Genomic DNA, 14,840 nt, shown 5'->3' with positions numbered 1-14,840 from the left:
CGCCCGTGGCCCTGCTAGGGCGCATGGCATGGTCGATACCCTGGACGCCCAAAAAGACCCGTTCGACGCGATCGTCGATGCCCCGTTCGATAGCGCGCTGTCCGAACGCTATCTCGTCTATGCGCTGTCCACGATCACCGCGCGCTCGCTGCCGGATTTGCGCGACGGGTTGAAGCCGGTCCACCGGCGGCTGCTGTGGGCGATGCGGCAGCTCAAGCTCAATCCCACCGACGCGTTCAAGAAGTCGGCCCGCGTCGTCGGCGACGTGATCGGCAAGTATCACCCGCACGGCGATGCGAGCGTGTACGATGCAATGGTCCGGCTCGCGCAGGATTTCAGCCTTCGCTATCCGCTGGTCGAGGGGCAGGGCAACTTCGGCAACATCGATGGCGATAACGCCGCCGCCTACCGCTATACCGAAGCGCGGCTGACGCGCACCGCGCTGCTGCTGATGCAGGGGCTCGACGAAGGCACCGTCGATTTCATCCCGACCTATAACGGCGAGGAGCAGGAGCCGGAGATTTTCCCCGGCCTGTTCCCGAACCTGCTGGCCAACGGATCGAGCGGGATCGCGGTCGGAATGGCGACCAACATTCCCAGCCACAACGTGGCCGAAGTGCTCGATGCCACGCTGGAGCTGGTGGACAACCCGCACGCCGAACATTCGCGGCTGATGGAGCTGTTCCGCGGCCCCGATTTCGCGACCGGCGGGCTGGTGGTGGATAGTCCGGAAGTCATCTCCGCCGCCTACGAGACCGGGCGCGGATCTTTCCGCATGCGCGCCCGCTTCCATGCCGCCGAATCGAAGGACGAGCGCGACCGCGAGGCCGGCATCGAGCGGCTGGGCAGCGGGCAGTGGCAGCTCGTGGTCAGCGAAATCCCCTACCAGGTGCAGAAGGGCAAGCTGATCGAACAGGTTGCCCAGCTCATCGCCGACCGCAAGCTGCCGATCCTGGAAGACGTGCGCGACGAGAGCGACGAGCAGGTGCGCATCGTGTTCGTGCCCAAGAGCCGCAACGTCGATCCCGAGCTGCTGAAGGAGTCGCTCTACAAGCTGACCGACCTGGAAACCCGCTTCGGCCTCAACCTCAATGTCCTCGACGCCACCGGCGGGCAGGGCCGCACGCCGATGGTCATGGGGCTGAAGGAGCTGCTGCTCCACTGGGTCGCCAGCCAGATCGACATCCTCCAGCGCCGCACGCGGCACCGGCTGGAACAGATAGCCAAGCGACTGGAGCTCGTCGAAGGCTACATCGTCGCCTATCTCAATCTCGACCGGGTGATCGCGATCATCCGCGCCGAGGACGAGCCCAAGCCGGTCCTGATGGCCGAGTTCGAGCTGACGGACCGCCAGGCCGAGGCGATCCTCAACATGCGGCTGCGTTCGTTGCGCAAGCTGGAGGAAATGGAGCTGCGGCGCGAGCATGATGCGCTGCTCAAGGAGCAGGAAGAGCTCAACAAGCTGCTCGAAAGCCCCGCGCGCCAGCGGACCCGGTTGAAGCGCGACCTCACGGCGCTGCGCAAGGAATACGCCGAGGATACTCCGCTGGGCCGCCGCCGCACCACGATCGCGGAAGCCGCGCCGACGGTCGAATACGATCCCAGCGCGATGATCGAGAAGGAGCCGGTGACGGTGATCCTGTCGCAGCGGGGCTGGGTGCGCGCCGCGCGCGGGCACTTGCCGCTGGAGCAGGACTGGAAGTTCAAGGAAGGCGATGGACCCGCCTTCGCGCTGCACGCGCAGACGACCGACAAGCTGCTGCTGGCGACCGATGACGGACGGTTCTTCACGATTGGCGCCGACAAGCTGCCCGGCGCGCGCGGGTTCGGCGAGCCGCTGCGCACGATGATCGACATCGATCCCGAAGCGGCGATCGTGGCTGCGCTGGTCCACCGGCCAAAGGGCCAGCTGCTTCTTGCAGCAACCAGCGGAAAGGGCTTCGCCGCCGTGACCGACGAACTTCTCGCCGAGACGCGCAAGGGGCGGCAAGTGGTCAATCTCAAGCCCGGCCAGCGCCTGCGCGTCGTGCGGGAGATCGCCGCCGCTCACGACCACGTCGCGGTGGTGGGCGACAACCGCAAGCTGGTGGTTTTCAACCTGGAGGAAATGCCGATCATGTCGCGCGGGCAGGGCGTGACCTTGCAGCGCTATCGCGATGGCGGCCTGTCCGATGCCATCACCTTCACGCTCGCCGAGGGGTTGAGCTGGGCGATGGGGGGCGAAACCGGCCGCACCCGGACCGAAGATGACGTGTGGCAGTGGAAGGTCGCCCGGGGCGCGGCAGGGCGGATGCCACCGCGCGGCTTCCCGAAGGACAACCGGTTCTAGCACGAAAGAACGGGCCGGCAGCACCTGGCCGCCGACCCGTTCCCACGACCCGAAGGGCTCCGTTTACGGGATGCCTTCCGGAACTTGTGCCGCCTGTATCTTACTGGGCCGCCGCATTGGCGCCAGCCGCCGCGCTGGCAACCTGTTCTGCGGTGAACAGCGCCATAAGCGCGCCCTGCGCATCGAGGGCGAAATGTTCGCGCTTGAGGGCAACCGGACCGGCCGCGCTCTCCAGCACCACGGCGTCGCCATCGACCGACTTGATCGTGCCGAGCGCGGCGCCCTTGGCGGATACCACCGCGGCGCCGGCCACCAGAGCGGCATCCACCGCGGCCTTCGCCTGGGCAAGCTGGCCGGCGACCATCTCGTCGAGCTGGGCCTTGGTGACGGTGATCGTCGGGCCCTTGTCACCCTTGCCGAAGGCGCTTTCCGGCAGCGCGGCCTTGTTCGCTCCGGTATCGACCGTCGCGGTCCCGTTCTCGACGCTCACGATCGTGCCGACCTCGCCGCCCTGCGGTCCGTAAACGGTCGAGCCGACCGCAACCTGCGCGGCGGCGGCGGTGGCGAGGCTGGCGGCAGCAAGGGCTGCGGTGGCGGCAAAGCGGTGAAATTTCATGTGGTACTCCGTGTCACTTCGATCGATGCCACGATGCAGCCGGATGGCCGCACGTGGCGGAACTTGGGTAGCGCGGGGGATGCAAGGCGTGTCCTTGCGGGGACCCTCGAAGGAGGGAAGGCAGCCGATTGGCCGCGGTCGCGCTGGGCCGCCGATTGGCGGCAGACGGGCTTGAAGCGTGTTCCCTTGCGGAAAGCAACTCCCGCGCATTTTGCCGAACGCAGATGAAGCCGGGATGAAGCGCTCCGGTGTGCAGCGATTTTCAGGGGCGCGCCGACAGTTCCTCGCCCAGCAGCGCTTCGACCCGTTCGCGGGGAGGGAAGCCTTCCCCGACCCAGCGCTGTTCGACGGTGCGCATGATGCGCGCGACCTCGGGACCCGCAGCCACCCCGCGAGCGACGATCTCTCCGCCCTTGAGCGGGAATTCGGGCCGCTCCCATTGCATGACCGGGGCCGGATCGCGTCCCGTGAGCAGCAGGCGGTCGATGGCGCTGGCGGCTCCCACCGCATAGGCCAGGGCGCGAGGGTTTTCGCCGTCGCGGGTGTCACGCGCCGCGGCGCATGCGAGGCGCTCGCGTTGCTTGCGCGAAAGCCGCAAGCGTGCGCCGACCGCCTCGGCAACCGGGCGGGCGGGCGGAAGCAGCGCGGCCATCCGCCGCATGGCGTCGGGCGCGATTCCGGCGGCTTTCTCGGCCGCGACCAGCGCGGCGAGCTTCCCGATCTCGTCGAGCCCGCTCTCGGGCAGGACCACTTGCAGGACGCCGAGTTCGCGCATCCGGGCCACGGTCGGCGATGGATCGGGTAGGGCGAGCAGGTTCTGGAGTTCCCACCCAACGCGTTCGCGGCTGAGACCCTTGAGGCTCGGCGCGAGTTCGGCGCAGGCAGCCTCGGCATCGTCGTCCAGCTCCGATCCGAAGCGCGTCTGGAAGCGGAAATAGCGCAGGATGCGCAGGTAGTCCTCGCGGATGCGCTCGCGCGCGTCGCCGATGAAACGCACCCGTCCCTGGGTCAGATCGTCGAGGCCGCCGAAGTAGTCGAACACTTCGAGCGACTCGGGATCGGCGTAGAGCGCGTTGATGGTGAAATCGCGCCGCGCGGCATCGTCGTGCCACTCGCCTGCGAAGCTCACGGTAGCGCGCCGCCCGTCGGTCGAGACGTCCTTGCGCAGGGTCGTGATCTCGACGTTGCCGCCTTCGAGAATGGCGGTCACCGTGCCGTGATCGATGCCGGTGGGAATCGTGCGGATGCCCGCCCGGTCGAGCCGCTGGATTACCTCGGCCGGCAGGAGCGGGGTCGCCGCATCGATGTCGTGCACCTCTCCGCCGACGATCGTGTCGCGCACCGCTCCGCCGACCCAGCGGGCGTTGCCTTCGCCCAGCGCTTCGACGAGCCCGGCCAGTTCGGAACGAGCGGTCCATGGGGCCGGGGGCAACTTAGCCATCGAATGTCTCGCTGATCGCCATGCGGCGGCTGAGGTTGCCGATTATCGCCGCCGTCACGCCCCAGATCCGGTGGCGCTGCCACATGATCTCGAAATAAGTGCGCGGGGCGCCCTCCCACTCGACCGTGCGGCGCAGGTGATTGGCCGGATCGAGCACGTAGTCGAGCGGCGGCTCGAACCATTCCTCGACCTCGTGCGGGTTGGGGACCAGCGGCAGGTCGGGCGGGACGACCGCGAGCACGGGCGTGATGTCGTAACCGGTGCGGGTGCGGAACGGATCGGAGGTGCCGATGACTTGCACGTGGCGAGGTTCGAGGCCGATCTCCTCGTGCGCCTCGCGCAGGGCGGCGGCGACGGCATCCTCGCCCGGGTCGAGCTTGCCGCCCGGAAAGGCGGCCTGGCCGGCATGGCTGCGCATCGTAAGCGGGCGGTGGGTGAGCAGGACGCCGGGCCGGGGGCGGTCGGTCACCGCGATCAGCACCGCGGCGGGGCGGAGGGTTTCCGGCACCGCCATGGCGTCGGTCAGCAGCTCGATATCGCGCGCATGCCCCGCCTCGAACAGCCCGGCGAGGCGGTCGAACAGCGTGTTCATGCGGGCAGGAGCGAGAACGTCGCGCCCTCGCTCGTCACCGACCAGTCGTCGCCGCGATCGAGAGCGATTTGGGCGAGCTGTTCGTATGTCGAGCGGTTGAGCCGCGCTTCGCACCCGCGCCGCACGTCGACATAGATCGCCGGCGTGTCGCGGTCGCCGCGCGCGGACAGCGGGTGGTCGGGGGAGGCAATGACGATCTCGTCGGTGTTCAGGCGAAAGGCGAGAGTACCCTCGCGCTCGGTAACGTCGGTGGCGATGAACGCGGCATCGTCCACCGACACGGCGAGCTTCTGCATCGGCGTCACCAGCCAGTGCCGGTCGCCCTCGCGCAACAGGAGCGAGCCGAAGGCGCGCACCATCGCCGGGCGGGTGATCGGGCTGCCCTCGTGCAGCCAGGTGCCGTCAGCGAGGATGCGCATGTGGCTGTCCCCGGTCTCTGCCGGGGTCCACCGCTCGACCGGCGGCAGCCGGCGCGCGGCCACCGCCTCGGCCAGCTCGGCCAGCGAGAGGGCGGCGATTTCGGGTGGCGGCTCGTACGGCATCGGAAGCGCGATGCCAGAAGGCGGCTAGTTCGCCAACCCGCCCCCTTGAGGAGCTGGCCAGGGGCCAAGCATCCCGCTCGGGGGGAGGGCGCTCGCGTCCCCGCGCACCAGCAGCCGCGCGGGATGCCACGGGCCGGGGCACTGCCAGCCGCGCGGTGCCTGGCGAAAACCGAAGCGTTCGTAGTAGGACGCATCGCCGATGAGGACCTGCGGCAGCGGCGCGGCAGGGTCGATCGCGCCCAGCGCGGCGGCGATCAGCGCCTTGCCGTATCCCTCGCCCTGCAGCGCCGGGAGCACGGCCACCGGGCCGACCATGATCAGCGGATGCGCCCGTCCTTCCCGATCGGTCAGCGCGATGGGCCAGAGCTGGATGGTCCCGACGAGGTATTCCTCGTCATCCATTGCGGCGAAGCTGAGGCCGGGGAGCCACTCGGTTCCCTCGCGGATGCGATAGGCGGTGCGCGTGCGCCGCTCGGGCTCGAACGCCGCGTCGAGCAGCTCCTCGACCAGGTGCGGGTCGATCGCGGAAAGGGGGACGATGCGCGGCATGAAGGCGCGCGCCGATAAGTCCGCGCCGCGCCCCTGTCGAGCCGATTCAGCCGGGGCGCAGTTCGATGAGCCGCCCGTCCTTGCCATCCTCAAGCAGCCAGAGTGCGCCGTCCGGCCCTTCGACGACTTCGCGGATGCGCCGCTCCATCGGGATGCGGGCGACTTCCCGCGCCTTTTCTCCCTCGATCGCCACGCGCACCAGAACGGTCGGCTTCATCCCGCCGATGATCGCCTGCCCTTTCCACTCGGGCCACAGCTTGCCCGAGTAGAACACGAAATCCCCGGGCGCGATCACGGGGTTCCAGCTTATCGCCGGGGCGTGAAATTCGGGCCGTGTCGCATGATCGGGAATCGGAGTGCCGTCGTAATCGTCGCCATTGGAAACGATCGGCCAGCCGTAGTTGTCGCCGCGCACCACGCGGTTCAATTCATCGCCGCCGGCCGGCCCGTGCTCGAGGTCCCAGAGCTGGCCGCTGGCATCGAATTGCAGGCCGAGAAGGTTGCGGTGGCCATAAGACCACACCTCGTTGGCCGGGCCGCCGCGGGTGGCGAACGGATTGCCCGGCGCGGGCTTGCCGTCGAGGGTCAGGCGCAGCGTCTTGCCGAGGTTCGTTGACAGGTCCTGCGCGGGCGCGCCCTTCTGCCGTTCCCCGCTGGAGACGAACAGGTACTTGCCATCGGGCGAGATGGCGATCCGGTGGGAGAAGTGACCCCGTCCGGTGACCTTGGGCTGCTGGCGCCAGATCACCGAGAGTCCCTCGATGCGGCAGGCATCGGACTCCTCGCATACCAGCTTCCCGCGTCCGACCACCGCGCCGCGCGTGTCGCCTTGCCCCGCTTCGACCCAGCTGAGGTAGATCGTGCGGGTGCCGAGAGTGCCGGCGGCCTCGGACGGGAGGAAGGCCACGTCGCCCAGGCCGCCCTGTCCGCCATAATCGACTTGCGGCAGGCCGCTGACGGTGCCGCGCCGCCCGCTCGGCAGGTCGACGAACTTCATCGTGCCGGGTTTCTCGGTGACGAACAGGACCGAGGTTCCGGGCGCGAATGCGGCGGCCCAGGGCTCGTTGAAGGTGCCGAATGATTTCGATGCCAGGTCGCGCCCGGTCGTCGCCGAGATCTCGCCGGCGGCGCGGGGGGTCGAGCGGGCATCGGCGCCGCTTTCCCCGGATGCGCCCGATCCGCAGCTTGCGAGAGCGAGCGCGAAAGTGGATAGGAGTGCGGCACGGGTCGCGGGTTCAATCATGCTGTCGGGAATACCTCATCCAGAATTCGGCTCCGCCCCGCTTATCGTCGGGGTCGACGAGGCAGGCCGGGGCCCGCTCGCCGGACCTGTTGTCGCCGCGGCTGTCGCATTGTGCAAGCCGCGCCCGGCCGGGCTGGACGATTCGAAGAAGCTGACGCGCGAGGAGCGCGAACGGCTCGAGGAGCGCATCCGCCGCCGCTGCGCGTTCGGCATCGGGGTGGTCGAAGTCGACCAGATCGACAGCCTGAACATCTTCCACGCGACGATGCTGGCGATGACGCTGGCCGTGACCCGCCTGTGCGAGGTGGTTGGCTGCGATCCGCTGCAAGTGCTGGTCGACGGCAACCTGACGCCTGCGAAACGCCAGCCGGCCTGGCGCTGGCCGGCGCGGGCGATCGTCGGCGGCGACGAGAGCGAGCCCTGCATCTCGGCCGCGTCCATCCTCGCCAAGACCCACCGCGACCGGATCATGCGCCAACACGCGCTCGATCACCCGCAGTACGGCTGGCATACCAACGTCGGCTATTCCACGCCCGAGCATCTCAAGGCCCTGCGCGAGCATGGGCCGTGCCCGCTTCACCGCCGCAGCTTTGCTCCGGTGGCGCAGGCGCAAATCGACATCGCCGCCTAGTCAAAAGCCCTGGCGCGCGGTTGCTCGATGCAGGCGCGACCGAACGCTTCGGCGCTTTCGTCGCCGGCGGCCAAGTCCCGTGTAGAGATGAGCGAAAAACCGCTTCCAGCGAGTCTTCCATGCCACACCCCCACGATATCGTCTGGCAGGATTCCGTGCAGACTCAATATCTTGTGCCGGACACCTTCTGTTCCGTGTGAATTGATTCGATGTTAACCATACCGCGCCCAGATTGCCGGCTTGACGCCGAGTCCGCTTGGACTCACCCTGTGGATAAGTACAACGGGGGAATGACGGGAATGGGGGTCATCGAGACCACGAGGGTGCGTGCGCGCTCCGCGAAAGCCGCGTTCGAGGCGCCGCTTGATCTGCCGCTCGGCCGCATCCTGGCGGGCGATTGCGTGGAGGCGATGAGGCGCCTGCCGACGGCGAGCGTCGATCTCGTCTTCGCCGATCCACCCTACAACCTGCAATTGGGCGGCGATCTCAACCGGCCCGACGGCAGCCATGTCGATGCGGTGACGGACGCGTGGGACCGGTTCGACAGCTTCGCGGCTTACGACAAGTTCACCCGCGAATGGCTGACCGAGGCGAAGCGCGTGCTGAAACCCGATGGCGCGCTCTGGGTCATCGGCAGCTACCACAACATCTACCGGGTCGGAGCGATTCTTCAGGACCTGGGCTTCTGGATTCTCAACGACGTGGTGTGGCGCAAGACCAACCCGATGCCCAACTTCAAGGGCACCCGCTTCACCAACGCGCACGAAACGCTGCTGTGGGCGAGCACCGGGGAAAAGGCGCGCTACCACTTCAACTACCGCGCGATGAAGACGCTCAACGACGAGCTGCAGATGCGCAGCGACTGGGTGATCCCGATCTGCGGTGGCAACGAGCGCCTGAAGGAGGACGGCCACAAGGCGCACCCCACGCAGAAGCCCGAGGCGCTGCTGTACCGCGTCCTGCTGGCAACGACCGAGAAGGGCGACGTGGTGCTTGATCCCTTTTTCGGCACCGGCACCACCGGTGCGGTCGCCAAGCGCCTGGGCCGCGAGTGGATCGGCTGCGAGCGCGAGCCCGCATACCGGGAGGTCGCGACGAAGCGCATCGCGAAGGAACTGCCGCTCGACGAGAGCGCCATCGCCACGATGGCCAGCCCGCGAAATGCGCCCAAGGTGGCCTTCGGCGCGGTGGTCGAATCCGGCCTGCTGCCGCCCGGCACGCAGGTGTTCGACAAGAAGCGGCGCTGGATCGCTACCGTGCGCACCGATGGGTCGCTGCTGTGCGGCGAGGCAAGCGGATCGATCCACGGCCTCGGCAAGGAACTGCAGGGCGCGCCGAGCTGCAACGGCTGGGTGTTCTGGCACTACGACGATGGCGGCGCGATCAAGCCGATCGACGCGGTGCGGCAGACCTACCTGCTGAGCATCGAGGATTGATTCCCGGGCCCGCCGGGGCAAAGGCCGCGCAATGACCGAGCGCCTCTACCTCATGCCCGTGGGCCTTGCCGCCAATCCGCAGAGCGAGGAAGGCGATTGCATCCGGCTGGCTGGCGGGCTGGTCTACGCCCACCGCTTCGCCGCGATCGTGCGCAGCGGCGGACGGGTGGTCGAGCGGCTTCGCTTCACGCCGGAAACCGCGGCCGAGACGTTCGCGCAGCTTCCCGCGGGGCTTGGCGACGATGCCGAGAACCAGTGGTCGGCGCTGCGGACGGCGCATCCACCGATGCAGCTTGGCAACCGCACAGTACGGCTGGACCAGCCACAGGTCGCGGGCATCCTCAACGTCACGCCCGACAGCTTCTCCGACGGCGGCCAGTTCCTCGACCGGCCTGAAGAAGGGGCGGCGCACGCCGCGAGGATGATCGAGGCCGGCGCGGCGCTGGTCGACATCGGCGGCGAGAGCACGCGTCCCGGCGCCCCCGCCGTGTGGGAGGGCGACGAGATCAAGCGGGTGGTCCCGGCGGTCGAATATTGTGCGCAGATGGGCGCGGGCATCGCCGTCGATACCCGGCGCGGGGCGGTGATGGAGGCGGCGCTCGACGCGGGAGCGCACATGGTCAACGACGTGTCGGCGCTACGCCACGATCCCCGCAGCGCCGAGATCGTCGCCGGTCGGGGGTGTCCGGCGGTGCTGATGCATGCGCCCGGCAAGGGCGATGACCTTCACGCCGACGGCGATTATGACTGCGTCGTATTCGACGTGTTCGACTGGCTCGCCGAGCGGCGCGATGCGGCGATCGCGGCCGGCATCGCGCGCGACAGGATCGTGCTCGATCCGGGCATCGGTTTCGGCAAGTCCCTGGGCGAAAATCTCGCACTCATGAACGCGCTGCCGCTGTTTCATGCCCTTGGCCAGCCGTTGATGGTCGGGGCCAGTCGCAAACGGATGATCGGCGCGCTGAGCAACGAAGCCGCCACGCACGAGCGGCTGGGCGGCAGCCTGGCGCTTGCGCTGAAAGCAATGGACGCCGGCGTCCAGCTCGTCCGCGTGCACGACGTTGCCGAGACGGTGCAGGCCCGTAACGTCTGGCGAGGACTGCGCGACGCGGCGCTAACCGATTTTTCGATGCTGCCCGGCTAGAGCGAGTAACCGCCGTCGCTGGTGAGCACGGCGCCCGTGATGGTTGCAGCGGCGTCCGACAGCAGGAAGGCGATCTGGCCAGCGATTTCCTCCGCAGTCGCGTATCGCCCAAGTGGGGTCGCCATTTTCGCCATGTCGGCGAGGGCCGCTGCCCTGTCGCCGCCGTGCCCGTCGACCAAACCGCGGAAGAACGGCATATCGTCCCAGATTGGTGTATCGACCCCGCCCGGAGCGATGGCGTTGACCCGCACGCCGCGCGGTGCGCCTTCTTTCGCGGCCACTTTCGCAAGCTGGATCACCCCGGCCTTCGAAGCGCCGTAGGCAGCGGTGCCCGGTTCGGCCCTTATTCCGGAAATCGAGGCCGTGAGGGCCATGCTCCCATTATCGGCGATCGTGCGCATCGCCGCCCGGAGCGATAGGAAAGCGCCGTCGAGGTTTGTGGCGAGGACGCGGCGCCATTCGGCGAACTCGGTCTGTCCGATGGCGGATCCGCTTGCCACCCCCGCGTTGAGGACTGCGTGATCGAGCCGGGTGAGATGACTTTCCACCTCGGCCCAATGTGCCTCGTTGGAAACGTCGCCCGCGATGCGGATCGAGGGACAAGCCAATTGGATTTCATGGAGCCTGTCGGCATCCGATCGGTGAGGACCAGGCTCTCCGCTCCGCGGGTGGCGAGCAAGCGGGCGGTGGCAAGCCCGATCCCGCTCGCCGCTCCCGTGATCAGGACGGTCTTGCCGGTGAAATCGATCAGGTTTGCCACCGGCCGAGGTTAGGCAGTCCCGCGCCCGCTGTCGATGGCGGCAAAGCCTATGCCGCGCTCTCGATGCCCAGGTCGCCCAGCTTGCGGTAGAGCGTGGACCGACCGATGCCCAGGCGTCGCGCCACCTCGGTCATGCGGCCGCGGTAGTGGCCGATGGCGAGGCGGATGACGTCGGCTTCGATATCGTCGAGCGAGCGCAGGTTGCCGTCGTCGGTGTAGAGCATCACTCCCACCCCGTCCTGGCGCGGGTCGCGCGCTTCGGCGGGCTGGCCGAGCATGTCGGACAGTTGCGGGAAGCTGTCGGCGGTCAGGGCATCGCCGTCACAGAAAACCGCCGCGCGGAACAGCACCGTCTGGAGCTGGCGCACGTTGCCGGGCCAGTCGTACGCGGCCAGCAGCGCGAGCGCGCCGTCGGTGATGGTCAGCGACCGCAGGCCCGGCTGCTCGCCGATGCGGGCCAGGAAGTGGCGGGCCAGCGCCGCGATGTCGCCGCTGCGTTCGCGCAAGGGAGGCAGCGTAATGGTCACCGGCGCCAGCACTTCGTGAAGGGAGGGGTGGAAGTATCCCGCAGCGCCCAGGGCGCTGACTGGCAGGTTGCTCGCCGAAAGCACGCGGACATCGATGCGGAAGCCGTGACGCGCCCCGACGGGACGCACCACGCCTGTCCTCAGGACCTCCGCCAGCTTTTCCTGAAGGTCCATCGGCAACCGGTCGACCTCGTCCAGCACCAGAGAGCCGCCGTCGCAATGTTGCAGGGCGCCAATCTGGCGCTCGAAGGCGCCCGGGAAGGCGCCCTGCTCGTGTCCGAACAGGACGGATTCGATCGAGCCCGGGGGAACCGCTCGTGCATTGATCAGCCGCAAGGGCGCCCTGGCGCGGGGACTGGCGGCATGCATCGCGCGCACCAGCATCTCCTTGCCCGAGCCGTTCTCGCCCTCGATGAGGACATTGCCGTGCCCGCGCGCGGTCTTGGCCGCCTTCGCCAGCGAAGCGCGAAAGTTGGGTGCGTTGCCGATCATGGCATCGAAATCGAGCACCTGGCCCAGCTTCTCGGTCAGCGGCTGAAGCTCGTCGCGCGGCGCCTCGCGCTTGGTCGCGCTGCGCAGCGCCAGCATCAGGCGGTCGGGCGCCACCGGCTTGATGAGGTAGTCGGTCGCTCCCGCGCGCATCGCCTCGACCGCCAGCAGGGGCGAGGCGCTCGCGGTGAGCATCAGGATCGGCAGCGCCGGGCGGCGCTTCTTCAATTCGGCGATGAGCGTGCAGGCGTCGTCTCCGGGCACCCACTGGTCGAGGATGATCGCGGAAAGCTGCATTCCCTGGCGGGTGCCGAGAGTGGCGATTGCGGTTTCGGAATCGCCCACTACCAGCGTGCGCCAGCCCTCGCGCGCAGCCAGCGCCGAGATCAGCCGGCTCTGCGCCGGTTCGTCGTCGATCAGCATCAGCAGGCGGTTGTCGCCTTCGACCATGTTCCTCGTCCCGTATCGATACAGCCGACCTGATACGGGACAGGAGTAAAGGTCCGCTTAAGTCCCTCTCGCGCTTACGGCGGGCTTGAGCGGGGAGGCCGGTCGGGATAGGAGACGGGCCAACGAACAAACCAGCAGGGACAAGCACAGGCGATGGCAACCGGCAACGACATGAAGGCGCACACGAGCACATACGGCAGCTTCATCACGCTGCTGAAATGGAGCGTGCCGATCGTCGCGGTGATTGCGCTGATCGTCCTCGTCCTGATTTCCAGCTGACGACGACGCGCTTGCGGATCGCCGTCCTCAGGGAGACCGCTCCGGGCGAAACCCGGGTCGCGCTGACGCCCGAGACCGCGAAGAAGTTCATCGCCCTTGGCGCCCAGGTGGCGGTCGAGAGCGGCGCGGGCACCGCTGCGAGCATTACCGACGCCGCCTATGCGGAGGCGGGCGCCGAGGTCGGACCCGCGCAAAAGGTCGTGCAGGGCGCCGATATCCTGCTCGCCGTCCAGCCCCCCGAGCCCGCCGCGCTGGCCGGGGCCAGCCCGGGTGCGCTGGTCGCGGCCGTGTTCGATCCCTTTGGCCGGCGCGACCGGGTCGATGCCTATGCGGCTGCGGGTTTCGAGGCATTGGCGATGGAGTTCATGCCGCGCATCACCCGCGCGCAGAGCATGGACGTGCTTTCCAGCCAGTCCAACCTGTCGGGCTACAAGGCGGTGATTGCCGCCGCGGACCTTTATGGCCGGGCCTTTCCGATGATGATGACCGCCGCCGGCACCGTGCAGGCGGCACGTGTTTTCGTCATGGGGGTAGGCGTTGCGGGCTTGCAGGCGATCGCCACCGCCCGGCGGCTGGGCGCGCAAGTCTCGGCCACCGACGTTCGCTCGGCAACGAAGGAGCAGATCCAGTCGCTCGGCGCGAAGCCGGTGTTCGTGGAGAAGGTCGCCGGTATCGAGGGTGAGGGCGCGGGTGGCTACGCCACGGAGATGAGCCCCGAGTACCAGAAGGCCCAGGCCGAGCTGGTCTCCGGGCATATCGCCAAACAGGACATCGTCATCACCACCGCGCTCATTCCCGGACGGGCAGCACCCCGGCTGATCACGGGCGCGCAGATCGCGACGATGAAGCCCGGCAGCGTGATCTTCGACCTCGCGGTGGCCCAGGGCGACGGGACGGGCGGCAACGTCGAAGGCTCGCGGGCCGACCAGGTGGTGGAGAAGCACGGCGTGAAGATCATGGGCTACGCCAACACGCCCGCCACGCTCCCGGCTGACGCCTCGGCGCTCTATGCGCGCAACCTGTACAACTTCCTGTCCGCGTTCTGGGACAAGGAGCAGGGCAAGCCGGTGCTCGACGCGGAAATCGGCGACGCGGTGCGCCTGACCAGGGGCGGCCAGGTCGTCAGCGAGAGGCTCAAGTCGTGAGCTTCCCGGTCGATGCGCTGCAGCAGGCGGCCCAACGGCACATTGTGACGGGGGAAACCATCCTCCACCACCAGGTCGAGGATGACGAATATATCGCCGTGACCGATCGGCGGATCGTGAGGGTGAAGGTCGGTTCGATCCTTGGCGAGCGATCGGAATCGGTCCCGCTGGGCGCCATCACGACCATGTCGACGACCGTGAAAAAGGGCAAGGTAGGCGGCATCCAGCTCGCCGTTCCCGGCCGCACGATGGGCGAGATCATGCTGTCCGGCGATGACCTTTCGTCGGTCATGCGCGCCATCGTGTCGGCGATGCCGCGCTACGAAGGGGCACAGTAGTGGACTTCATCTCGATCCTGTCGGTCTTCGTTCTTGCCTGTTTCGTGGGCTACTACGTCGTCTGGTCGGTCACGCCCGCGCTGCACACGCCGCTGATGGCGGTGACCAACGCGATCTCGTCGGTCATCATCGTCGGGGCGCTGATCGCTTCGGCCGCGGCGGGCAGCCCGAGCTCGAAGTGGCTGGGCCTGACTGCCGTCGCGCTCGCCAGCGTGAATATCTTCGGCGGCTTCGCGGTGACCGCGCGGATGCTCGCCATGTACAAGAAGAAGGACAAGCCGGCCGCGGCCGCGGAGAAAAAGGCGTGACCCTCCAGCCGGTCGAGCCAG

The 14,840-nt window shown here is 68.1% G+C and carries 15 protein-coding genes and 1 pseudogene; 8 read left to right on the top strand and 8 right to left on the bottom strand.

What is annotated here, in order from left to right; genetic code table 11:
• The first annotated feature begins 28 nt into the window (after positions 1-28).
• Positions 29-2,329: a DNA topoisomerase IV subunit A gene (gene parC / locus IEW58_RS08525; protein WP_188644722.1), complete on the top strand. Its 2,301-nt coding sequence runs from the start codon at positions 29-31 to the stop codon at positions 2,327-2,329.
• 100 nt (positions 2,330-2,429) lie between these two features.
• Here the strand turns inward: parC and IEW58_RS08520 are convergent, their stop codons facing one another.
• From IEW58_RS08520 to IEW58_RS08495, 6 genes are all read right to left on the bottom strand, one after another.
• Positions 2,430-2,945: a hypothetical protein gene (locus IEW58_RS08520; protein ID WP_188644721.1), complete on the bottom strand. Its 516-nt coding sequence runs from the start codon at positions 2,943-2,945 to the stop codon at positions 2,430-2,432.
• Positions 2,946-3,207: 262 nt separating this feature from the next.
• A complete protein-coding gene (locus IEW58_RS08515) occupies positions 3,208-4,386 on the bottom strand; it encodes a CCA tRNA nucleotidyltransferase (protein WP_188644720.1) in 1,179 nt (392 codons plus the stop codon).
• Positions 4,379-4,978, bottom strand: a complete 600-nt coding sequence (locus IEW58_RS08510) for a CoA pyrophosphatase (RefSeq protein WP_188644719.1) — start codon at positions 4,976-4,978, stop codon at positions 4,379-4,381. Before IEW58_RS08510 ends, IEW58_RS08515 begins: the two co-directional genes overlap by 8 nt.
• Positions 4,975-5,520 (bottom strand): DUF1285 domain-containing protein, encoded by a 546-nt coding sequence (locus IEW58_RS08505; protein WP_188644718.1) that lies wholly within the window; start codon positions 5,518-5,520, stop codon positions 4,975-4,977. Before IEW58_RS08505 ends, IEW58_RS08510 begins: the two co-directional genes overlap by 4 nt.
• A 24-nt stretch (positions 5,521-5,544) precedes the next feature.
• Positions 5,545-6,069, bottom strand: a complete 525-nt coding sequence (locus IEW58_RS08500) for a GNAT family N-acetyltransferase (protein WP_188644717.1) — start codon at positions 6,067-6,069, stop codon at positions 5,545-5,547.
• A 46-nt stretch (positions 6,070-6,115) separates the two neighbouring features.
• On the bottom strand, positions 6,116-7,312 hold the full coding sequence (locus IEW58_RS08495) for a PQQ-dependent sugar dehydrogenase (protein WP_188644716.1): 1,197 nt from the start codon (positions 7,310-7,312) through the stop codon (positions 6,116-6,118).
• On the opposite strand from IEW58_RS08495, the gene rnhB reads away from it, so the two are divergent.
• From rnhB to folP, 3 genes are all read left to right on the top strand, one after another.
• A complete protein-coding gene (rnhB, locus tag IEW58_RS08490; RefSeq protein ID WP_188644715.1) occupies positions 7,311-7,943 on the top strand; it encodes a ribonuclease HII in 633 nt (210 codons plus the stop codon). The two genes, IEW58_RS08495 and rnhB, sit on opposite strands and share 2 nt — an antisense overlap.
• A gap of 299 nt (positions 7,944-8,242) precedes the next feature.
• Positions 8,243-9,379 (top strand): site-specific DNA-methyltransferase, encoded by a 1,137-nt coding sequence (locus IEW58_RS08485; RefSeq protein WP_188645739.1) that lies wholly within the window; start codon positions 8,243-8,245, stop codon positions 9,377-9,379.
• A 31-nt stretch (positions 9,380-9,410) separates the two neighbouring features.
• Positions 9,411-10,523 (top strand): dihydropteroate synthase, encoded by a 1,113-nt coding sequence (folP, locus tag IEW58_RS08480; protein WP_188644714.1) that lies wholly within the window; start codon positions 9,411-9,413, stop codon positions 10,521-10,523.
• Here folP and IEW58_RS08475 read toward each other — a convergent pair.
• A pseudogene (locus tag IEW58_RS08475) lies at positions 10,520-11,283 on the bottom strand (SDR family NAD(P)-dependent oxidoreductase). The gene folP and the pseudogene IEW58_RS08475 overlap by 4 nt on opposite strands.
• 47 nt (positions 11,284-11,330) lie before the next feature.
• Positions 11,331-12,749, bottom strand: a complete 1,419-nt coding sequence (locus IEW58_RS08470) for a sigma-54-dependent transcriptional regulator (RefSeq protein ID WP_188644713.1) — start codon at positions 12,747-12,749, stop codon at positions 11,331-11,333.
• 153 nt (positions 12,750-12,902) lie between these two features.
• On the opposite strand from IEW58_RS08470, the gene IEW58_RS08465 reads away from it, so the two are divergent.
• Genes IEW58_RS08465 through IEW58_RS08450 form a run of 4 tightly spaced genes read left to right on the top strand, consistent with a single transcriptional unit; the run spans position 12,903 to position 14,819 of the window.
• The gene (locus tag IEW58_RS08465) at positions 12,903-13,028 is read left to right on the top strand and encodes an aa3-type cytochrome c oxidase subunit IV (RefSeq protein WP_188644712.1); all 126 of its coding nucleotides are present in this window, start codon (positions 12,903-12,905) and stop codon (positions 13,026-13,028) included.
• An 11-nt stretch (positions 13,029-13,039) separates the two neighbouring features.
• On the top strand, positions 13,040-14,173 hold the full coding sequence (locus IEW58_RS08460; protein WP_229658516.1) for an NAD(P) transhydrogenase subunit alpha: 1,134 nt from the start codon (positions 13,040-13,042) through the stop codon (positions 14,171-14,173).
• Positions 14,170-14,511: a PH domain-containing protein gene (locus IEW58_RS08455; RefSeq protein ID WP_188644710.1), complete on the top strand. Its 342-nt coding sequence runs from the start codon at positions 14,170-14,172 to the stop codon at positions 14,509-14,511. Before IEW58_RS08460 ends, IEW58_RS08455 begins: the two co-directional genes overlap by 4 nt.
• Positions 14,511-14,819, top strand: coding sequence for a proton-translocating transhydrogenase family protein (locus IEW58_RS08450; protein ID WP_188644709.1), 309 nt, complete (start codon positions 14,511-14,513; stop codon positions 14,817-14,819). Before IEW58_RS08455 ends, IEW58_RS08450 begins: the two co-directional genes overlap by 1 nt.
• The last annotated feature ends 21 nt before the right edge of the window (positions 14,820-14,840 follow it).

It is taken from the genome of Tsuneonella deserti, assembly GCF_014644315.1.
GTDB lineage: Bacteria > Pseudomonadota > Alphaproteobacteria > Sphingomonadales > Sphingomonadaceae > Tsuneonella > Tsuneonella deserti.
Note: the sequence above shows the minus strand (reverse complement) of the source record. Positions and strands in the feature narration are given on the sequence as shown.